Origin of the sequence: Parazoarcus communis (genome assembly GCF_003111665.1) — a bacterium.
GTDB classification, from domain to species: Bacteria; Pseudomonadota; Gammaproteobacteria; order Burkholderiales; family Rhodocyclaceae; genus Parazoarcus; species Parazoarcus communis_B.
The window spans coordinates 4657544-4678447 of the sequence record NZ_CP022188.1; the positions used below are offsets into that span (position 1 = coordinate 4657544).

At 63.0% G+C, this 20904-nt stretch carries 18 protein-coding genes and 1 pseudogene; 6 read left to right on the top strand and 13 right to left on the bottom strand.

The window, feature by feature from the left end; all coding sequences use genetic code 11:
• Nucleotides 1–56: 56 nt before the first annotated feature.
• Nucleotides 57–1145 (top strand): BMP family ABC transporter substrate-binding protein, encoded by a 1089-nt coding sequence (locus CEW87_RS21195; protein ID WP_108976214.1) that lies wholly within the window; start codon nucleotides 57–59, stop codon nucleotides 1143–1145.
• 130 nt (nucleotides 1146–1275) lie between these two features.
• Nucleotides 1276–2592: a guanine deaminase gene (guaD, locus tag CEW87_RS21200; RefSeq protein WP_108976216.1), complete on the top strand. Its 1317-nt coding sequence runs from the start codon at nucleotides 1276–1278 to the stop codon at nucleotides 2590–2592.
• A 95-nt stretch (nucleotides 2593–2687) separates the two neighbouring features.
• Here guaD and CEW87_RS23080 read toward each other — a convergent pair whose 3' ends face one another.
• The 4 genes and pseudogenes from CEW87_RS23080 to CEW87_RS21215 form a co-directional block, all read right to left on the bottom strand.
• Complete coding sequence (locus CEW87_RS23080) at nucleotides 2688–3041, bottom strand: CZB domain-containing protein (RefSeq protein WP_420094148.1); 354 nt, start codon at nucleotides 3039–3041, stop codon at nucleotides 2688–2690.
• A gap of 114 nt (nucleotides 3042–3155) precedes the next feature.
• A pseudogene (locus tag CEW87_RS22955) lies at nucleotides 3156–4229 on the bottom strand (methyl-accepting chemotaxis protein); the annotation flags it as partial.
• On the bottom strand, nucleotides 4195–4722 hold the full coding sequence (locus CEW87_RS21210) for a PAS domain-containing protein (protein WP_234421606.1): 528 nt from the start codon (nucleotides 4720–4722) through the stop codon (nucleotides 4195–4197). The gene CEW87_RS21210 and the pseudogene CEW87_RS22955, both read right to left, overlap by 35 nt.
• A gap of 199 nt (nucleotides 4723–4921) precedes the next feature.
• A complete protein-coding gene (locus tag CEW87_RS21215; RefSeq protein ID WP_108976222.1) occupies nucleotides 4922–6373 on the bottom strand; it encodes a mannose-1-phosphate guanylyltransferase/mannose-6-phosphate isomerase in 1452 nt (483 codons plus the stop codon).
• A 262-nt stretch (nucleotides 6374–6635) separates the two neighbouring features.
• Here CEW87_RS21215 and cysD point away from each other — a divergent pair, with 262 nt between their 5' ends.
• Nucleotides 6636–7547 (top strand): sulfate adenylyltransferase subunit CysD, encoded by a 912-nt coding sequence (cysD, locus tag CEW87_RS21220; RefSeq protein ID WP_108948958.1) that lies wholly within the window; start codon nucleotides 6636–6638, stop codon nucleotides 7545–7547.
• Nucleotides 7547–9457, top strand: a complete 1911-nt coding sequence (gene cysN / locus CEW87_RS21225) for a sulfate adenylyltransferase subunit CysN (protein WP_108976224.1) — start codon at nucleotides 7547–7549, stop codon at nucleotides 9455–9457. Before cysD ends, cysN begins: the two co-directional genes overlap by 1 nt.
• A gap of 96 nt (nucleotides 9458–9553) precedes the next feature.
• Here cysN and rfbC read toward each other — a convergent pair whose 3' ends face one another.
• The 5 genes from rfbC to CEW87_RS21250 form a co-directional block, all read right to left on the bottom strand.
• Nucleotides 9554–10099, bottom strand: coding sequence for a dTDP-4-dehydrorhamnose 3,5-epimerase (gene rfbC, locus CEW87_RS21230; RefSeq protein WP_108948960.1), 546 nt, complete (start codon nucleotides 10097–10099; stop codon nucleotides 9554–9556).
• Entirely contained in the window at nucleotides 10099–10986 is an 888-nt protein-coding gene (gene rfbA, locus CEW87_RS21235) for a glucose-1-phosphate thymidylyltransferase RfbA (protein ID WP_108976226.1), read from the bottom strand. The genes rfbC and rfbA overlap by 1 nt, the downstream gene beginning before the upstream one ends.
• 86 nt (nucleotides 10987–11072) lie before the next feature.
• Complete coding sequence (rfbD, locus tag CEW87_RS21240) at nucleotides 11073–11960, bottom strand: dTDP-4-dehydrorhamnose reductase (RefSeq protein ID WP_108976228.1); 888 nt, start codon at nucleotides 11958–11960, stop codon at nucleotides 11073–11075.
• The gene (gene rfbB / locus CEW87_RS21245) at nucleotides 11957–13036 is read right to left on the bottom strand and encodes a dTDP-glucose 4,6-dehydratase (protein WP_108976230.1); all 1080 of its coding nucleotides are present in this window, start codon (nucleotides 13034–13036) and stop codon (nucleotides 11957–11959) included. The genes rfbD and rfbB overlap by 4 nt, the downstream gene beginning before the upstream one ends.
• A gap of 155 nt (nucleotides 13037–13191) precedes the next feature.
• On the bottom strand, nucleotides 13192–14700 hold the full coding sequence (locus CEW87_RS21250; protein WP_108977452.1) for an acetyl-CoA hydrolase/transferase family protein: 1509 nt from the start codon (nucleotides 14698–14700) through the stop codon (nucleotides 13192–13194).
• Nucleotides 14701–14930: 230 nt separating this feature from the next.
• Between CEW87_RS21250 and gcvA the strand changes: the two genes are divergently transcribed.
• Entirely contained in the window at nucleotides 14931–15896 is a 966-nt protein-coding gene (gene gcvA, locus CEW87_RS21255) for a transcriptional regulator GcvA (RefSeq protein WP_108976232.1), read from the top strand.
• Here gcvA and CEW87_RS22525 read toward each other — a convergent pair.
• From CEW87_RS22525 to CEW87_RS21270, 3 genes are all read right to left on the bottom strand, one after another.
• Nucleotides 15867–16136 (bottom strand): hypothetical protein, encoded by a 270-nt coding sequence (locus CEW87_RS22525; protein ID WP_159098227.1) that lies wholly within the window; start codon nucleotides 16134–16136, stop codon nucleotides 15867–15869. The genes gcvA and CEW87_RS22525 overlap by 30 nt on opposite strands.
• Before the next feature lie 6 nt (nucleotides 16137–16142).
• On the bottom strand, nucleotides 16143–16490 hold the full coding sequence (locus tag CEW87_RS21260) for a helix-turn-helix domain-containing protein (RefSeq protein ID WP_108976234.1): 348 nt from the start codon (nucleotides 16488–16490) through the stop codon (nucleotides 16143–16145).
• A 408-nt stretch (nucleotides 16491–16898) separates the two neighbouring features.
• Nucleotides 16899–18311: an MBL fold metallo-hydrolase RNA specificity domain-containing protein gene (locus tag CEW87_RS21270; RefSeq protein WP_108976238.1), complete on the bottom strand. Its 1413-nt coding sequence runs from the start codon at nucleotides 18309–18311 to the stop codon at nucleotides 16899–16901.
• A gap of 358 nt (nucleotides 18312–18669) precedes the next feature.
• On the opposite strand from CEW87_RS21270, the gene CEW87_RS21275 reads away from it, so the two are divergent.
• The gene (locus tag CEW87_RS21275) at nucleotides 18670–19506 is read left to right on the top strand and encodes a PEP-CTERM sorting domain-containing protein (RefSeq protein WP_108976240.1); all 837 of its coding nucleotides are present in this window, start codon (nucleotides 18670–18672) and stop codon (nucleotides 19504–19506) included.
• A gap of 98 nt (nucleotides 19507–19604) precedes the next feature.
• Here CEW87_RS21275 and CEW87_RS21280 read toward each other — a convergent pair whose 3' ends face one another.
• Nucleotides 19605–20696, bottom strand: coding sequence for a sugar phosphate nucleotidyltransferase (locus tag CEW87_RS21280; RefSeq protein WP_234421607.1), 1092 nt, complete (start codon nucleotides 20694–20696; stop codon nucleotides 19605–19607).
• Between the last annotated feature and the right edge of the window lie 208 nt (nucleotides 20697–20904).

A 20904-nucleotide genomic window follows, 5' to 3' on the forward strand; every position in this document is an offset into this window, starting at 1 on the left:
GCACGCGCTATGATTCAGGCCAGTACTGTCTGCCAATGACCGCAAGGAGAATCTGCATGACCCAACGCCGCCACTTCATGCTTTCGGCCGCTGCACTCGCCGTTGCCGCCACCCTGCCTCTCGGCGCACTTGCAGAGGAGCCCACCAAGATCGGCTTCGTCTACGTCAGTCCGATCGGCGATGCGGGCTGGACCTTCCAGCACGACGAAGGCCGCAAGGAAATGGAAAAGGCCCTGGGCACCAAGGTGCAAACCAAGTACGTCGAGAACGTCGCTGAAGGCGCCGACGCCGAACGCGTGATCCGCGAGTTTGCCGCCAGTGGCAACAAGGTGGTGTTCGCCACCAGCTTCGGCTACATGAACTACGTCGAGCGCGTGGCCAAGCAGTTTCCCAATGTGGCGTTCATGCACGCCACCGGCTACAAGATGGGCAAGAACTTCGGCAACTACAACGCCCGCTTCTACGAAGGCCGCTACGTGACCGGCGTCATCGCCGGCAAGATGAGCAAGACCAATGTGCTCGGCTACGTCGCCGCCTTCCCCATCCCCGAGGTCCTGCAAGGCATCAACGCCTTCACCCTTGGCGCGAAGAGCGTCAACCCCAAGGCCGAAGTGCGGGTGATCTGGACCAACGCGTGGTACGACCCGGGCAAGGAGCGCGAAGCGGCCATGACCCTGATCAGCCAGGGCGCAGACATGCTGACCCACCACACCGACTCCACCGCCGTCGTGCAGTCTGCCGAGGAAAAAGGCGTCTACGCCTTCGGCTACCACTCCGACATGTCGAAGTACGGCCCCAAAGCCCAGCTCACCGCCACCACGCACCACTGGGGTGAGTTCTACACCAGGACGGCCAAGGCCGTCGCTGAGGGTACCTGGAAGCCCGAAAGCATCTGGGGCGGCTACAAGGAAGGCATGGTCAGCCTCGCACCGCTCAACCCGGCCATTCCCGCCGACGTAAAGACCATGGTCACGGGCATCGAAGGCAAGCTCAAGGCCGGCACCCTCCACCCCTTCACCGGCCCGATCGTTGACCAGTCCGGCAAGGAACGCCTCGCCAAGGGCGCAGTCATGGACGACGTCGCGCTGGGCAAGATGGACTTCTTCGTCGAAGGCGTGGCTTCGCGCCTGCCGAACGCAAAGTAAGCCTTCTCTCCGCTTACAGAAGCCCACCGCTCCTGTAACCGGTCGGCGCCGGGCCTGCGTATGTGCAGGCCTGTTGCGCCCCGACTGCGCATCCGCAGGTCCGCGTTATCTCTATCTCCTCCCGCGCAATATGACCGATACCCGCCGTGTGCACGCCGTTCGCGGCGAACTGATCCACTTCACCGCAGATCCGGCCGATGCCGGCGACGCTGCGCTCGTTCACCTGCCCGATGGGGTGATGCTCATCGTCGACGGGCTCATCAGCGAATGCGGGCCGGCCGAGGCCATGCTGGCAAAGCTGCCCGCCGATGCGCGCATTACCGACTACCGCGGCAAACTCATCCTGCCCGGCTTCGTCGACACCCACATCCATTACGCCCAGACCGACATCATCGCCAGCTATGGCGAACAACTGCTGGCGTGGCTGGAAAAATACACCTTCCCCACCGAGGCCCGCTTCTCCGATCCGGAGCACGCCGGCGAGGTGGCGGACTTCTTCTGCGACGAGCTGCTCAGGAACGGCACGACCACCGCGCTGGCCTTTGCCACCGTGCATCCCGCGTCCGTCGATGCCCTGTTCGAAGCCGCCCGCCAGCGCAGCATGCGCATGATCGCCGGCAAGGTGCTGATGGACCGCAACTGCCCGGACTATCTCGCTGACACGGCCGACACCGGCTACGCCGACTCGAAGGCGCTGATCGAGAAATGGCACGGCTGCGACCGCCTGCTGTACGCCGTCACGCCGCGTTTCGCGCCGACCTCGACCCGCGAACAGATGGCGCTTGCGGGACGCCTCTTTGCCGAGCACCCCGGCGTCTATCTGCAGTCGCATGTGGCCGAGAACCGGGGCGAGGTGGCCTGGGTCGCCGAGCTCTATCCCGAAGCACGCAGCTATCTCGATGTGTACGAACGCTACGGCCATCTCGGCGAGCGCAGCGTATACGCACACTGCATCTGGCTCGATGAAACCGACCGTGAGCGCATGGCGAGCACCGGCTCGGCGATGAGCTTCTGCCCCACCTCGAACCTGTTCCTGGGTTCCGGCCTGTTCGATCTCGATCGCGCCCACGCCCTCGGCGTGCGCGTTGGTATCGGCACCGACGTCGGCGGCGGCACCAGCTTCTCGATGCTGCAGACACTCAACGAGGCCTACAAGGTGCTGCAGCTGAACGGACAGCGCCTGTCAGCCGAGCGCGCCTTCTACCTCGCCACCCTGGGCGGCGCCCGCAGCCTCTATCTCGACGACCGGATCGGCAATTTCGCGCCCGGCAAGGAGGCCGATTTCGTGGTCATCGACCCCGCCGCCACACCGCTCTTTGCCCGTCGCATGGCCGCGACAACGAGCCTGTCCGAACGCCTGTTCGTGCTGATGATGCTCGGTGACGACCGCTGCGTGGCCGCAACCCACGTCCTCGGCGAATGCGCTTTCGAGGCCGGCACGACATAGGCCCGTGATCCGGCCACACCGGCCGCCCCGATAGCGACCACGCATAAAAAAACAGGCGCCATGAGCGCCTGTCTTCACGTGTGCTGCACCCGCATTCAGACACGGTGCTTCTCTTCCACCATCCGGCTGATCAGGTGGATCACGTCGTGGCTGCCAGCCTCGGCGCTCTCCATCGCACCCACGATGGCTTCGCGGGCTTCGTCGGCGTTGACCATGTCGGACTGGATGCCCTTGAGCGCGGCGTGCACCGAGTTGTGGACCCGCGCATGCGGCTTCTCCAGGTCGGCAAACGCGCGTGTCGCACCGAACAATGCCTTCCCCGAACCGTCGTAGTACCACTTGCCGAGACGGCACTGGTGGTGATCGACCCGAATCGCATCGGCCTCTTCACCCTCGCCCTTCGCCTCCATCGACACGTAGGCATTCTGCATGTAGATGATGTGATCCATCTTGACCAGCGAGGCAAACGAGAAGTCCTTGGCGCGGTCGAGGTGATAAATGGTCTTCTCGGCCGATGTCGCCACCGCGGCGAAACGCTCGCGGAAGGTCGACACGTTGCCGCTGACCAATGCACTCTGCTCGCCAACCTCGGCGGTCTGCTCGACCATCGCCTCCACCCGGTTGCGAAAGCCCTCGGTAATGTGGCTGATCTCGGTCGTTGCCGCCTTTGTGCGTTCGGCCAGCTTGCGCACCTCGTCGGCCACCACCGCGAAACCGCGTCCCACTTCGCCCGCGCGCGCGGCCTCGATCGCGGCATTGAGCGCCAGCAGGTTGGTCTGGTCGGTAATCTCGGAGATGATGCTCACCGCCCGACGGATCGTCACGCTCGCCTCACCCAGTTCGCCGGCCGCAGCCGTCATGGCCTGCATGCGCTCGTTGATCCCTTCCAGCGCAGCACCGATCCGGCTCACTTCCTCGTGACTGCGGGTTGCGCCCTGCCGGTTCTCCTCGGCAATGCCCATTACGCCGTCCATTTCGGTCGACACCTTGATCAGGTCGGACTGATTGCCCTTCAGGTTGCGCAACAGGTTGACCGTATTGAGAGCATGCAGCTGCGCCCCGAGCCGGTGCTGCGCGACGAAGGCGGCATTCTCTTCCATGCCCTGGATCGCCGCGTTGATATGCTCGAGCGAAGACTTGAACTCGCCGGGCAGGCCATACACCAGCGCCCGACGGTAATATTGCCCCTCGCCCACCATGCGGAAGCAGGTGGTGATTTCCTTGAAATAGGTCTCGACCAGATCGAGAAACTCGTTGAGCTCCCACGCCACCTGACCGACCTCGCCCAGACCGGATGTATGCGTGATGCGCTGGTGAAGATCGCCGTCGCGACAGGCCAGAATGACTTTCTGCATGTGGTGCAGCGTCTCCAGCGGACGCTGGAAATGCCGCCACGCATAGAAACTGAACGCGATCGCCAACACCGGTATCACGATCACCGGACCATCGAGTCCATGCAGCCACAGCTGCCAGCCCGCCATCGCCGCAATCAGACCAACGAACACCACGCAGTAAATGAAGAATTGCCGATCGAGAAAGGGTGCGCGCTTGCTCACACCTGGCCGCGGATTACCATGTTCCATGTTGCCGTCCCCTCTGCGCTCAGCCTTTGTACAGCCCGAGCACGAACTTGTCATACGTCGTGTTCAGATCCGCGACCGTCTTGTGCAGCAGCGCCATTGACGCATCCGGCGCATTGGCGGCACCCGCCTCGCGCTCGGCACGCAGCATCGCCTCGTACAGCGGCACCACTGCCCTCACGGCATCGGCCGGGGGCGGACGTCGCACCGAGAAATAGCCCGTCGTGCGGCCGCTCGCATCGAGGTCGGGCGTCACGTTGGCAAACACCCAGTAATAGGCCCCGTCCGCGGTCATGTTCTTCACCAGTCCGAAGAACTCCTGTCCACTCTTGAGCGTTTCCCACATGAAGCGGTACACCCCGCGCGGCATGTCGGGATGGCGCACGATGTTGTGCTGAACGCCGAGCAGATCGCGCTCGGCGAAATTCGATATCCGCATGAAGGTGCGGTTGGCATAGGTAATACGGCCGGTCAGATCGGTCTTGCTCACGATCATTTCCCCCGAACCCAGCACCACTTCCTGGCTGTTCGGTTCGATCTTCTTTTTCACTGCGCTCTCCCTGTCTCGAAAGCACCGCCCGACGTGATCAGGACACATGCCTTGAAGAGTTTATCGGCAGATCTGCGCAAAACTTCACAAAAAAAATCGGCGGTGCCAAAAACACCGCCGATTGCATATTCCGGCCTGCTGCGAGTGCGCGTTGCCTGCCTCCGACGCGCCGCCTGAGCGCCCGCGAAGCCCCCGAAAATCAGCCTGCGACGCGGCCGTAGGTATCCTCGAAGCGCACGATATCGTCCTCGCCCAGGTAGCTGCCCGACTGCACCTCGATGATCTCCAGCGGTACCTTGCCGGGATTCGCCAGGCGGTGAGTGTGGCCCAGCGGGATGTAGGTGGATTCGTTCTCGCCCAGCAGGAAGGTACGTTCGCCGTTGGTCACCTCCGCCGTGCCCTTCACCACGATCCAGTGCTCGGCGCGGTGATGGTGCATCTGCAGGCTCAGCGTCGCGCCCGGATTCACCACGATGCGCTTCACCTGAAAGCGCTCGCCGAAGTCGATCGAGTCGTACCAGCCCCACGGGCGATACACCTTGCGGTGGCTGCGCGTCAGGCTCTTGCCCTCGGCCTTGAGCCGCTCAACGACCTTCTTCACGTCCTGGGTGCGGCTCTTGTGCGCCACCATCACCGCGTCGGCGGTTTCCACCACCACCATGTCGTCGCAGCCCACCGCCGCCACCATGCGGTGCGTCGCATGGACGAGCGTATTGCGGCTGGATTCGAACATCACTTCGCCACGCCCGCTGTTGCCATCGCCATCCTTCTCCGACACCGCCCACAGCGCGTCCCACGCGCCCACGTCCGACCACCCGGCCGACAGCGGCACCACCACGCCCTGACCAAGCTCGGGCGCAGTGCCCAGCTTTTCCATCACGGCGTAGTCGATCGAATCGGACGGGCAGGCGGCAAACGCGGCCTTGTCCACGCGCAGGAAGTCGGCATCCACCGAACGTCCTGCAAACGCTGCATCGCAGGCTGCACTGATATCGGGGCGGAAATGCGCCATTGCCTTCAGCCACACCGAGCCCTTCATCATGAAGATGCCGCTGTTCCAGAAGTACTCGCCGCTCTCGACGTAGCGGGTGGCGGTGTCGGCATCCGGCTTTTCGACGAACTCGGCCAGCACGCGGGCGGTGTCGGTGTCACCCGCCAGCGGGCCGACGCGGATATAGCCGTAACCGGTTTCGGCGCGATCGGGCACGATGCCAAAGGTCACCAGGCGGCCGGCCTCGGCCTGCGCCGCCCCTTCGGCAATGGCTTTCTGGAACGCGGGCACATCGACGATCACATGATCGGCCGGCATCACCAGCAGCACCGGGTCCTTGCCCTCGGCCGTCGCGGCAAGCGCCGCCAGCGACAGCGCCGGCGCCGTGTTGCGGCCCACCGGCTCGAGCACGATCTGCGCCGAGCGCACGCCCACCTGGCGCATCTGCTCGGCGATGATGAAACGGTACTCCTCGTTACTCACCACCAGCGGCTGTGCATCCACCTCGCCGCCCGCGTAGCCATTGAGCCGCACCACGGTTTCCTGTAGCAGCGAGTGATCGCTGGTCAGCGGCAGCAGCTGCTTGGGATAGGACTCACGCGACGCAGGCCACAGCCGTGTGCCGGAACCGCCAGAAAGAATTACCGTCTTGATCGCCATATTCGGACACCTAGAAAACGTTCGGAATGATTCAGGCAGCATCAGCTGCACAATGCAATATCCTTGTGCGAGCAATCATACTGCAATGCAGCATTACATTGCCATGAAGAAGTACCCACTACTGACCAGCAAGGTGCAGCGGCCCGCAGCGCACTCGCCGGACAAACCGGCGCCGAGTGCCACATAATGCATCCGGCTCCGCCTCCCAGCGCGGCAGCATGACCGGTTTCCCGATTCATTCCCGACAGGCAGGTGCGCCACCATGACCCATGCAGACACTCTCACCCATCTGCAGCGGCTCGAAGCCGAGAGCATCCACATCATGCGCGAAGTGGTTGCCGAGGCCGACAATCCGGTGATGCTCTACTCCATCGGCAAGGACAGTGCGGTGATGCTGCACCTGGCACGCAAGGCCTTCTTTCCCGCGCCGCCGCCGTTTCCGCTCCTGCATGTGGATACGCGCTGGAAGTTTCGCGAGATGTACGGTTTTCGCGACCGCATGGCACAGGAGAGCGGGATGGACCTGCTCGTCCACATCAACCCGGAAGGCATCGAGAAGGACATCAACCCCTTCACCCACGGCTCGGCCATCCACACCGACATCATGAAAACCGAGGGCCTGAAGCAGGCGCTCGACAAGTACGGCTTCGACGCAGCCTTCGGTGGCGCACGCCGCGACGAAGAGAAGTCGCGCGCCAAGGAGCGCGTATTCTCCTTCCGCTCCGCCCAGCACCGGTGGGACCCGAAGAACCAGCGCCCCGAACTGTGGAAGCTCTACAACACCCGCAAACACAAGGGCGAGTCGATCCGCGTATTCCCGATCTCGAACTGGACCGAGCTCGACATCTGGCAGTACATCCACCTCGAGGCCATCCCCATCGTGCCGCTCTACTATTCCGCCGTGCGGCCGGTGGTGGAACGCGATGGCGCGCTGATCATGGTCGACGACGAGCGCCTGCCGCTCAGGCCCGGTGAAGTTCCGATGATGAAGAGCGTCCGCTTCCGCACCCTGGGGTGCTATCCGCTGACCGGCGCGGTGGAGTCCGAGGCCGACACCCTGCCTGCGATCATTCAGGAGATGCTGCTCACGCGCACGTCCGAACGTCAGGGACGCGTCATCGACCACGACTCGGCGGCGTCCATGGAAAAGAAAAAGCAGGAGGGCTACTTCTGATGGCACACGTCTCCGATCTCATCGCCAGCGACATCGAGCAATATCTCAAGCACCACGAACACAAGAGCCTGCTGCGTTTCATCACCTGCGGCAGCGTGGATGACGGCAAGAGCACCCTGATCGGGCGCCTGCTGTACGAATCCAAAATGCTGTTCGAAGACCAGCTGGCCGCCGTCGAAGCCGATTCGAAGAAATTCGGCACCCAGGGCGACAACATTGACTTTGCGCTGCTGGTCGATGGTCTGGCGGCCGAACGCGAGCAAGGCATCACCATCGACGTCGCCTACCGCTTCTTCTCCACCGACAAGCGCAAGTTCATCGTTGCCGACACGCCCGGCCATGAGCAATACACCCGTAACATGGTCACCGGCGCATCCACTGCCGACGTCGCCATTCTCATGGTCGATGCACGCAAGGGCATCCTCACCCAGACCCGGCGCCACAGCTACCTCGTCACCCTGCTCGGCATCCGTCATGTGGTGGTCGCCATCAACAAGATGGACCTGGTTGCCTACGACGAGAAGACCTATGACAGGATCGTCGAGGACTACCGCGCCTTCGCCGGCCGGATCGGCATCGAAGGGATGACCTTCATCCCGATGTCGGCCTTCAGGGGCGACAACATCATCCTCCCCAGCGACGCCATGCCCTGGTACCACGGGACGACGCTGATGGGCTACCTGGAAACCGTCGAAGTCGACGACACCCGCCTGCAGCGCACCCCCTTCCGCATGCCGGTACAGTGGGTGAACCGCCCCGACCTCGACTTCCGCGGCTTTGCCGGCACCATTGCCAGCGGCACGATCGCGCCGGGCGCGCGCATCCGCGTGCAGCCATCGGGCAAGGAGAGCACGGTTGCCCGCATCGTCACCATGGATGGCGATCTCGCGCGCGCGGTGTCGGGACAGTCGGTCACCCTGACGCTGACCGACGAAATCGATGTCTCGCGTGGCGACGTGATGTCCGAAGCCGCCGCGCCGGCCGAGATCGCCGACCAGTTCGAATGCACCATCGTCTGGATGCACGAGGAAGCGCTGCTTCCCGGCCGCCCCTACCTGCTCAAGATCGGCACACGCACCGTCACCGCCACCATCACGTCGATCAAGCACCAGATCAACGTCAACACGCTTGAGCACATCGCGGCGAAGAAGCTGGAGCTCAACGCCATCGGCGAATGCAATCTCAGCCTCGATCGCCAGATCGCCTTCGACCGCTACGCCGACAACCGCGACACCGGCGGCTTCATCCTCATCGACCGGCTCAGCAACAACACGGTGGGCGCGGGCCTGCTCAACTTCGCGCTGCGTCGCGCCCACAACCTCCACGCCCAGCATGTGGACGTCGACAAGCACGCCCGCTCGGCCATCAAGGGGCAGAAGAGCTGCGTGCTCTGGTTCACCGGGCTGTCGGGCGCGGGCAAGTCGTCGATCGCGAACAGGCTGGAGAAGAAGCTGCACGCCATGGGCTGCCACACCTATCTGCTCGACGGCGACAATGTGCGCCAGGGCCTGAACAAGGATCTCGGCTTCACCGACGCCGACCGCGTCGAAAATATCCGGCGCGTGGGCGAAGTTGCACGGCTGATGGCCGACGCCGGCCTGATCGTGCTGACCGCCTTCATCTCGCCATTCCGCGCCGAGCGCCGCATGGCCCGCGACCTGGTCGCGGAAGACGAGTTCATCGAAGTCTTCGTCGATACACCGCTGGCAGTTGCCGAGCAGCGTGATGTGAAGGGGCTCTACGGGAAGGCGCGCCGGGGGGAACTGAAGAACTTCACCGGCATCGACTCGCCTTACGAGGCCCCCGAGTCACCGGACATCCGCATCGACACCACAAGCCTGTCGATCGAAGCGGCAGCCGATCTGGTGATCACGACCCTCGAAGCACGGGGTGTTCTGCCAAGGCACTAAGTACGTTCGCCCCCGCTCTGGGCAGCATTGTCTGCGACCACAGCGGGGGCGAACGGCACCAGGCATGTCAGCGACTCAACCCCCGGGGACTTGCGTTCAGTCGAACACCTCGGCGGCGGCCAGCGGCTTGCCTTCCTTGTCCTTGGCCGACAGCAAGGGCTCGCCGTCGAAATGCCAGTCGATCCCGATCGCGGGGTCGTTCCACATGATGCAGCGCTCATGCTGGGGCGCGTAGTAGTCGGTGGTCTTGTACAGGAAATCGGCCGATTCGCTCAGCACCACGAACCCGTGGGCGAATCCCGGCGGCACCCAGAACTGGCAGTTGTTGTCTTCCGACAGCTCGGCACCGACCCACTTGCCGAAGGTGGGCGAGTTGCGGCGCACATCCACGGCCACGTCATAGACGGCGCCCCGCACCACCCGTACCAGCTTGCCCTGCGGCTGCTGCAACTGGTAATGCAGTCCGCGCAGCACCCCACGCCCGGAGCGCGAATGGTTGTCCTGCACGAAATCGACATCCAGCCCGGTCACTTCACGAAACGTGCGGGCATTGAAGCTTTCCAGAAAAAACCCGCGGCTGTCGCCGAACACCTTTGGCTCCAGGACCAGTACTTCCGGAATCGCAGTCTGCGTTACTTTCATCAAAACACCCTTTCTTCGAGCAGTCGCTTCAGGTACTGCCCATAGCCATTCTTTGCCAGCGGCACAGCCAGCGTCTGCAGTTGTTCGTCGTTGATCCAGCCCGCACGCCAGGCGATCTCTTCCGGGCAGGCAATCTTCAGCCCCTGCCGCTTCTCGATGGTCTGGATGAACAGCCCCGCTTCGAGCAGGCTCTCATGCGTGCCGGTGTCCAGCCAGGCGTGCCCACGGCCCATCACCTGCACGTCGAGCGCACCCCACTCAAGATACTGCTTGTTCACGTCGGTGATCTCGAGTTCGCCACGCGGGCTGGGCGCCAGCGACTTCGCGATACCCACCACGCGCTCGTCGTAGAAATAGAGCCCGGTCACCGCATAGCGGCTCTTGGGTTTGACGGGCTTCTCTTCGAGGCTGACCGCGCGTCCGTCTGCATTGAACTCCACCACGCCGTAGCGCTCGGGGTCGTGCACCGGGTAGGCGAACACCGTCGCCCCATCACTGCGCCCACCTGCACCGCGCAGATCCCTGGCGAACTCATGTCCGTAGAACAGGTTGTCGCCCAGCACCAGGGCCGAGGGACCACCGGCCAGGAACTGCTCGCCGATGATGAAAGCCTGCGCCAACCCGTCCGGGCTGGGCTGCACCGCGTAGCTCAGGCTGATGCCCCACTGGCTGCCGTCGCCCAGCAGGTGCTGAAAGCGCGGCGTGTCCTGCGGCGTGGAGATGATCAGGATGTCGCGAATGCCCGCCAGCAGCAGCGTCGACAGCGGGTAATAGATCATCGGCTTGTCGTACACCGGCAACAACTGCTTGGAAACGGCCAGCGTGGCCGGATGCAGACGGGTGCCGGAGCCGCCCGCCAGAATGATGCCTTTGCGTTGTTCGCTCATGATTTCACAGCCTTTCAAGGGCGCGTCCGGTGATTTCACCGTCGCGCCATTCATCAAGCGGCAGGCGCAGGGCCTGCCGGTGAACGCTACAGCGTTTCGTCCAGCATCCGCGCCACCCCGCGCTGCCATGCCGGCAGCGTCAGATCAAAGGCTGCGCACAGCCTGGTGGTATCGAGGCGCGAGTTCAGCGGCCGCGTGGCCGGCGTGGGGTAGTCGGTGGTGGGAATCGGCGCGATCTCGCCCACCTTCAGCGCCACACCGCGCGCACGCGCAGCCTCGATCACGAATTCCGCATAGCCATGCCAGCTGGTTTCGCCGGCGGCTGCCAGGTGGTAGGTGCCCGACAGCTCAGGGCGTGCGCGCAGGCTGCGCACGGCGTGGGCGCTGACGTCCGCGATCAGCTCGGCCCCCGTCGGCGCACCGATCTGATCCGCAATCACGGTCAGGCGCTCGCGCTCAGCCGCCAGGCGCAGCATTGTCCTGGCGAAGTTGCCTCCACGGGCCGCATACACCCACGATGTGCGGAAAATCAGGTGCGTGCAGCCGCTGGCGCGAATGGCCTCTTCACCATCGAGCTTGCTGCGGCCATACACCGACAGCGGGCCGGTGACATCGTCTTCCTGCCATGGCTTGCTGCCGCTGCCGTCGAACACATAATCGGTGGAATAGTGCACCAGCACCGCCCCCCGGCTCGCGGCCGCCTGGGCCAGCACACCGGGCGCATCGGCATTGATACGCTGCGCCAGTTCGGCCTCGCTCTCGGCCTTGTCCACCGCGGTATGCGCGGCGGCATTCACGATCACATCGGGCGCAACCGCGTCCACCGTCGCCCGCAGTGCAGCCGGGTCCGACAGATCGCCGCTCAAACCATCCCTGCCCTGTCGCCCGAGCACCACCAACTCGCCCAGCGGCGCCAGCGCACGCTGCAGCTCCCAGCCCACCTGGCCATCCTTGCCCAGCAGCAGAATCTTCATGCGTGCGAATCCTTCGCATCGCGGCCCGCGTAATTTGCCGACACCCACTCGCGGTAGGCGCCGCTCTGCACATTGGCCACCCACTCGGGATTGGCCAGGTACCACTCGACCGTCTTGCGAATGCCGGTCTCGAATGTTTCCGCCGGGCGCCAGCCCAGCTCGCGCTCGACCTTGCGCGCATCGATTGCATAGCGGCGGTCATGCCCGGGGCGGTCGGTCACATAGGTAATCAGGCGGCTGTAGCTGCCGGCCGCGTCCGGCTTCAACTCGTCTAGCAGCGCGCACACGGTATGCACGATGTCGAGGTTGGGCTTCTCGTTCCAGCCCCCGATGTTGTAGGTCTCGCCGAGGCGGCCATGTTGAAGCACGGCACGAATCGCGCTGCAGTGATCCTTCACGTACAGCCAGTCGCGCACGTTCTGTCCGTCACCGTAGATCGGCAGCGGCTTGCCCGCGAGGGCATTGACGATCATCAGCGGGATCAGTTTTTCGGGGAAATGGTAAGGACCATAGTTGTTCGAGCAATTGGTCGTCACCACCGGCAGGCCGTAGGTGTGAAACCATGCCCGCACCAGGTGATCGGACGCTGCCTTGCTCGCCGAGTACGGGCTGTTGGGCTCGTACGCATGGGTCTCGGCAAAGGGCGCCTCGTGCGCGGCGAGCGAGCCATACACCTCGTCGGTGCTCACGTGATGAAAGCGGAACGCCGCCTTGGCCTCGCCTTCGAGCGCGCCCCAGTAGGCGCGCGCGGCCTCAAGCAGAGTGAAGGTGCCTTCGACGTTGGTGCGCATGAACTCGCCCGGGCCGTGGATCGAGCGATCCACGTGACTCTCGGCCGCAAAGTGCACGATCGCGCGCGGCCGGTGCTCTGCCAGCAGACGATCGACCAGTTCGCGATCGCAGATATCGCCCTGCACGAAGACGTGACGCGTGTCGCCGTCGAGCGACTTCAGGGTCTCCAGATTGCCGGCATAGGTGAGCTTGTCGAGGTTCACCACCGGCTCGCCGGTTTCGGCAATCCAGTCGAGAACGAAATTGCCGCCAATAAAGCCCGCACCGCCGGTAACCAGAATCACGACACACCCTTGCTCAAAGAAGTCAGTGCGTGATTATCCCACGTCACACGCCGGCGATCCCGGCGAGCTTTCGCCAACCGGCCTGCAGACGAATGAAGGGCACCGGCTTGCACCGGCGCCCTTCATGGGTAGAACACGTCAGCGGAACGGGAAACTTACATTGGCTCGCCGCGCAGCGCGCTCAGATGCCAGTTGTAGACCTCTTCCAGCAGATGCGGCGTGTGCTTGCCCGGCGACTGATCCAGCGCGCGATTGTAATAGTCGCGCAGCGCCGGCTTGAAGTTGGGGTGCGCGCAGTTCTCGATCACGGCCTTCGCGCGCTGACGCGGCGACAGCCCGCGCAGATCGGCCAGGCCCTGCTCGGTGACCAGCACCTGCACGTCGTGCTCGGTGTGATCCACGTGCGACACCATCGGCACGATGCAGGAGATCGCACCGCCCTTGGCCTGCGACGGCGTCATGAAGATCGACAGGTAGCCGTTGCGCGCAAAGTCGCCCGAGCCGCCGATGCCGTTCATGATCTGCGAGCCCATCACATGGGTCGAATTGACGTTGCCGTAGATGTCGGCCTCGATCATGCCGTTCATTGCAATCACGCCCAGGCGGCGGATCACCTCGGGGTGGTTGCTGATCTCCTGCGCTCTCAGGATGATGCGGTCGTGGTAGAAATCGAGATTGGCGTTGAGCTCACCGAGCGCGTCGCTGCTGAGCGAGAACGCGGTCGCCGACGCACAGGTCAGCTTGCCCGACTTGAGCATCTCCAGCATGCCGTCCTGCAGCACCTCGGTGTACGCGGTCAGGTTCTCGAACGGGCCATCGTTGAGGCCGGCCATCACCGCGTTGGCGATGTTGCCCACACCCGACTGCAGCGGCAGCAGGTTGGCCGGCAGGCGCCCCTTCTTCACCTCATGCTTGAAGAACTCAAGGATGTGCCCGGCGATCAGGCGTGAATTCTCGTCCGGCGGCGAAAACGCGGTGTTGCGATCGGGGCTGTGGGTTTCGACAATCGCCACGATCTTGCTGGGGTCGCAACGCAGATAGGGCTCGCCGATGCGATCCGACACCTTGACCAGCGGAATCGGCTTGCGGTTGGGCGGCAGCTGGGTGCCGTAGTAGATGTCGTGCATGCCCTCGAGGCGGCTGTTCTGCCACGAGTTCACCTCGAGAATCACCTTGTCGGCCTGATCCAGCCAGGTCTTGTTGTTACCGATCGACGACGACGGAATCAAACGACCATCCTCGAGAATGCCGCCCACTTCCACCACCGCGACGTCGAGCTTGCCGAGAAAGCCGGACCAGACGAACTGCGCCACGTGCGACAGATGGATGTCGATGTACTCCATCTCGCCGGCGTTGATGCGCTTGCGGCACGCCGGGTCGGACTGATAGGGCAAACGCATCTCAATGCCATCGACCGCAGCGAGCGCGCCGTCGAGCTCGGGCGCCGTCGACGCCCCTGTCCATACCCCGACCCTGAACCGCTCGCCCTGGGCGTTGGCCGTCGTGATGCGTTCGGCCAGCGCCGCAGGCAGCACCTTGGGATACCCCGATCCGGTGAAGCCGCTCATGCCGACGTTGGCACCGTTTTGGATAAGGCGTGCGGCCTCCTCGGCCGACATGATCTTGCTGCGCAGGGCGGAACACTGGATACGGGATTCGCTCATCGTCTGCTCTTTCAGAAGGGGCCAAAAGAAACGCGCCATGCGGTGAGGCAATGGCGCGTGCTTCGATCACTCGAAGGTTTCCCAAGGCGTCCGAGGGAGGGGACAGCTTCGGGAGGGCAACGCTGATTCATGCGGGACACAGTCTAGTTAGCGCTTGGCGTGCGCACAAACGAGCATTTATTATTCGACGCATTAGCAAAACTTAATCATCAAACCATGATCAGGCAGCCATGAGCTACGAGCTTCCCAGTCTTGCCCTGCTGCGCACCTTCGAAGCCGCCGCCCGCCACCTGAGCTTCAAGAAGGCGGCAGACGAGATCTGCGTCACGCCCGCGGCCGTGAGTCAGCAGATGAAAGCACTGGAAGATTATCTGGGCGTGCCGCTGTTCCACCGTCGGGTGCGGGCACTGGAGCTTACCGAGCATGGCAGCACCCTGCTGCCGGGTGTGCGCGACGCCTTCGAGCGCCTGGCCGTCGCGGTCGACCATACCCGGCGCGTCACACCCGGCCCGCTCACCGTCACCGCCCCGCCCTCGTTCGCCAGCCACTGGCTGCTGCCACGCCTGCCGCGCTTCAACGTTGCCCATCCAGACATCGAGCTGCGCCTGTCGAGCACCTCGGACACCGTCGACCACAAGGGCGAAGCCGCCGTGCTCGGCAAGCTCCATCCAGCGCGCACGGAAGTCGCCATTCTTTATGGCAAAGGTCACTATCCGGGCTATGCGGTGGTACCGATCTTCACGCCCGACTATGTGCCGGTATGCACGCCCGCGCTACAACGCGCTGCGGCACTCCAAACCCCGGCCAACCTGGCTGGACAAGTGCTCATCCACGACGACACACTGAGCGAAGACGGTCGCGACAGGCATTCAAGGTCGGGTTGGGCAGAGTGGCTTCGGCTCGCGGGCGCATCGAACATCGACAGTCGCCGAGGGCCGCATTTTTCCAACGCTGCACTTGCACTGGAGGCAGCCCAAGCTGGCCACGGCATTGCGCTCGCGCCGCGCCCGCTGATCGATTCACGCGTCGCCGAAGGCAAGCTCGTCATTCCCTTCAACATCGCCCTGCCCTCGCCCAGTACCTACTATCTGGTCATGCACGAAGCGATGCAGCACCAGCCTGCGGTCGAAGCATTTCAGTTGTGGCTGCTGCGGGAAGCTTCGGCACTACAAAAGCGCCAGCTTTATCGCACCTGAACAAACAAACATGACTGCGCCTCCGCGCAGACACAGTTCGTCCCAGCGGTTCCAGCTCGTACCCAAGTCGTCGAGCTGCTCCGTAACCAAGGGGATGGTTTCTTGGTCGATGCGTGCTTGGCTATGTTCAAGTATGCCCCGCAGGCTTGCCGCCTCACGCATCAGACCGTTTAGCCGAAATGCTGGGCGCAAGAGCAGCACACCGCCAATGAACGCCAGCAATTCGGCAAGCAATGCCATTGAAATTCAGAGCACTGTGTGCAGCAACAAGGTTCGACCATCAATCACAACGGCCTTGTCATCAACGGCTGTCGCCTTGCGAGCAAAGCCAATCACAACCTCCATACCCTGCGCATGTGCAAGGGTCTCGAGCTGGGAAATCGTGATGCCTCTCGGCGCCTGACCACCTTCGTAACGGCTGATCTCTGACTGTTGAACACCGCTACTCGCCGCCAGGCCCCGTTGCGTCAGCCCGACCGTTTCGCGCAACTCCCGCAACAGAAGGCCCATCTTCTCGGCGGCAGTCGCACCTTCGTAGCCCTCTTGAACCAGAGGATCGCGAAGAAGTTCGTCTTCCAGCATACGCAAGCTCATTGCAAAACTCCTGAAGGCTACGTTCGTTGGACTGCACGAGCGATCGCGGCGTTCAAAGCGCCAGCCGAAAGCGCCTCGGCGATGAAGTCATCAAACGCGGCGACACTCAGCAGTACCAATGCCCGCCCCTTGAGCACAAACACGGCGGTAACGCCACAGCGTCCGACACAAAGACTGATCGCATACAGGCGCTCTCCGGAACGAAGATCGTGGCGCCTGAAAGCCGAATCGAGCCGCCCAGCCCGAAGTGCTTCATGGCGCTTCCTGATGAGCGCACCCACCGCTCTGGAAAAATCGCCCCCCGCGCGCATTGATTGCGCACAGTTCCGCGATCGCATCCTGGTGGGCGTCGCCGTCCGTCATCATTGGCCCCGGTGAAATTATGGGCTTTTTCACATCAAATACAAGTTACTCCGCATTCAGCACCATCACCCGCCGATCGGTCTCGTTCCACAAACGCTTGCCCAGCGCCCGCCGGGCCTCGTCGTCGCCGTGGATCAGGCGCACTTCAGATGGCAGATGGCGCATGCGGGTGACGAAACGGACGAGGTCGTTCTGGTCGGCGTGGGCGGAATAGCCCGACAGCGTGTGAATGGCGGCCCTGATGTCGATGCGCTCGCCGTCGAGATCGACGTAGCCGCCACGCGGCCCGTAGGTCTGGATGTCGCTGCCTGGCGTGCCTTTTGCCTGATAGCCCACGAACAGCACATCGTGGCGCGGGTCATGGAGCATGGCCTTGAGGTAGTTCAGCACCCGCCCCCCGGTGCACATGCCACTGGCGGCGATGACGATCGCGGGCTCGCCACTGCGCGCGAGCCTGCGCACATTGGACAGATGCGCATCGTGTTCGTCGATCGCCACCAGCTGATCAAAGGCCAGGGGCTTGCGGCCGGCGCGGACACGGGCTTGCGCCTCGGCGTCCCAGAAGGGTTGCAGCTCGCGATAGAGCTGGGTGAAGCGCCCGGCGAGCGGTGAATCGAGATAGATCGGCAGCTTTTCCCACGCCGCCGCATGCGGGCCGGGCTTCTTGCGCTGGCGATGGAGAATGTCCTCGAACTCGTACAGCAACTCCTGCGTACGCCCAATGCTGAACGCCGGCACGATGACGGTGCCGCCATTGCCCAGCGCCCGCTCCACCACCGCCTGCAGGCGATCGCGTCGCGTCGCCCGGCTTTCGTGCACGCGGTCGCCGTAGGTGCTCTCCAGCACAACCACGTCTGCGCGATAGGCCGGTTGCGGCGCCGGCAGCAAGGGCGCATGCGGCGCACCGAGGTCGCCCGAGAACAGCACCCGCACAGGGGTCTCGTACGCCCGCCGGATCTCGCACTCGACATAGGCCGAGCCCAGAATATGGCCCGCGCGTTGCAGACGGATGCGACAACTGGCCTGCGGACTGCTGAACACCGTGTGCCAGGTGCGCCAGGGCAGCGGCCGGATGCGGGACTCCACCAGTTTGAGATAGCGCTCGACAAGTTGCCGGTCACGGCTAATACCCAGCTCGAACGCATCGGCCAGCACCACCGGCAGCAATCGCGCCGAGGGCTCGCTGCACAGGATCGGCCCCTTGAAGCCTGCCGCCAGCAACCAGGGAATACGCCCAACGTGGTCGATATGAACATGGGTGGCGACCAGCGCCTGAACACCATCGACCGCAAACGGGATGTCAGGCTGCCCCGCGCCGGCCTGGCCATCCGGCGCGGTTTCCGCCCCCTGGAACAGACCGCAATCGATCAGCAGGCTGCGCGCATCGTCAATGAACAGCTGATGGCACGACCCAGTTACGCCTCTGAAGGCACCATGATGAATGATATTTGCATGCATCGCGGCATTCTAGGGATGTAAAAGACCTCCCTCAAGATGCCAAAGCAATAATCTGAACAATCGCTCAGAGAGCTGCAACTACAAATCGCCACTTAAGACATTTTTGTCAGAACATTTCTCGATAAAAGCACCTAATGCGGCTCATCGGCCCCGTCTCAAGCAGAAAGTGTCGGATTTTTTTACACACAGAAGCCTGGTGAATGCGCCCCATGCGGTGATCTACGCCTGCAGCACCGCAAATATCTGTTAATTATGGATTTAATTTTCACACTCAACACCAGGAACGCTTATTGCTTTATTTTTGTCATAAATGACATTTTTCCAAACCAAGCAGCCTTCGCGAGATAAAAACCAAATCATGACCGTCAAAAAGCTTGTTGCCGCCATCGCACTGATCACTTTTGCCCCCCTCTCCCTGGCAGCGATCGTCGCCAGCGACAACTTCGACTACGCCACGGGCGAAGTCGCCGGCCAGAACGGTGGCAGCGGCTGGGCAGGAGCATGGTCGGCCAACACCGGCGTCACGCAGGTTGTCACCCCCGGCACCTCCCTCGGCGGCAGCAACGCCCTGCAGGTGACCGGCAACAACAATAACGCCGCCTATCGTCAGCTCAGCTCGGCCTTCAGTGGCGACAAGCTCTTCGTGGATTTCTACATCCAGCTCGACGCCGGCGTACTGGCTGCGAATGACTTCCTGGGGCTGTGGCTCGATACCGCCAGCACGGGCGATCACACGAACCGTCCGAACATGGGCATCAAGGCCGACGGCAGCGGCACCAACGACGTCTTCGTGCGCACCAACGGCACAGGCGGCGTTTTCGCAGCCAACAGCAACATCGGCACCACCAACGACATCACCTATCACATCGTCGGCCTGCTCTCCCGCACCGCACCGGGCAACTACACGAGCTTCTCGATGTGGCTCGACCCGATGTTTGCAGACTTGAGCACGCCCGACGCGATCATGCTCGGCAACACCGGCCTGTCGCAGATCAGCTACGTCGGCTTCCGCTCGGTCAACCTCGACAGCGGCGACGTGCTGCTGATCGACGGCCTCCAGCTCTCCACCACCTGGAGCGAGGCCCTGCGCATCAGCGCAAACCGCGACACCAACAACGTGCCCGAACCCGGCACCGCGGCCCTCATCGGTCTTGGCCTGCTCGGCCTTGGTCTGTCGAAGCGTCGCAAGGCCTGATCGACCCCGCAGCGCCGCAAGCATCGCGGCGCATGGGCAAAAAAAGAGACCGCCGTGGCGGTCTCTTTGCTTTGGTGCGGGCACTTAGGCCCTGAAGCTCAGCCCCTGGCGTCGCCCCAGCGCAGATCGAAAGTATCGTCGCCCACGTAGGTGGCGTGACCACTGCGATCGACACAGTACTGGAAGGAAAGAATCTTTTCTTCCACCGTCTGCTCTTCACCCAGTCGGGTGTAGTCAAACAGCACGCTGCGCTCGACGCGCGACCCCGAACGCAGGTGGCTACCACGGCCAATCCAGGTGGGGCCAATCACCGACACACCCGGCTCAATCCGCACATTGGAGCCGATGTAGCACGGCCCCACAATCGTGACGCTATCCCACGCAATCGAGGTATTCAGACCCACCCACACGCCGGGCTTGATCTCGCGACCGGGCATCTCCATCTGTGCCACTTCGCCGCGCAGCACGCGCTGCAGCACCTCCCAGTAGTCGGTCAGACGGCCGATGTCGATCCAGTTGAAGAAGCGCTTCTGTGCATAGAACGGCACATCCTGCTCCACCAGCATCGGGAACAGTTCGCTACCGATGTCGAACTCGCGCCCTGGCGGCACAAGGTCGATAACCTGGGGTTCGAAGATATAGATGCCGGTACTGGCCAGCGTGGACAGTGCCTCTTCGGGTGCCGGCTTTTCCTGAAAGGCCTTGACCCGACCTTCGTCGTCGGCCACCACCACCCCGTAATTCTTGACCTGCTCGCGCGGCACGTCGAGCGTGACAACGCTTGCCAGCGCACCCTTGTGCCGGTGCTCGTCCAGCGCAGCGCCAATATCCAGATCGACGATGGCATCGCCACACATCACCAACGTGGTTTCGTCAAAAAACCCGCCAAAATCCTGGATCTTGCGCATACCACCAGCCGAACCCATCGGCTTCGGCACAATCTCGCCATGCTGGCGCGTGCCTTCGTAGGAATAGCCGATCTCCACCCCCCAGCGATGACCATCGCCGAAGTAGTTCTCGATCTTGTAGTGGTTGAACGCCACGTTGATCATGATCTCGCGGATCCCGTACTTTGCGAGATGTTCGATCAGGTATTCGAGCACCGGTTTGTTCAGAATCGGCACCATCGGTTTCGGCAGGTCCTTGGTCAGCGGACGTACCCGCGTGCCCTGGCCTGCGGCCAAAATCATTCCCTTTGCCATCAACTGCTCCCTGAAGTGCGGTGCCACCCGCGTGAGTCGCCACAACTGCGACGCGCCACGCCAGCATCCCGCAACAAATATGCCCCTCTGAACCGCCCGGGGGAAGCCCTGAAGCTCCAAAAAACCGGAGTTCAGGCACAAAAACCATTCCGGTGTAATGAGAACACGAAACCACGGATCGGGACAAACTGCATAA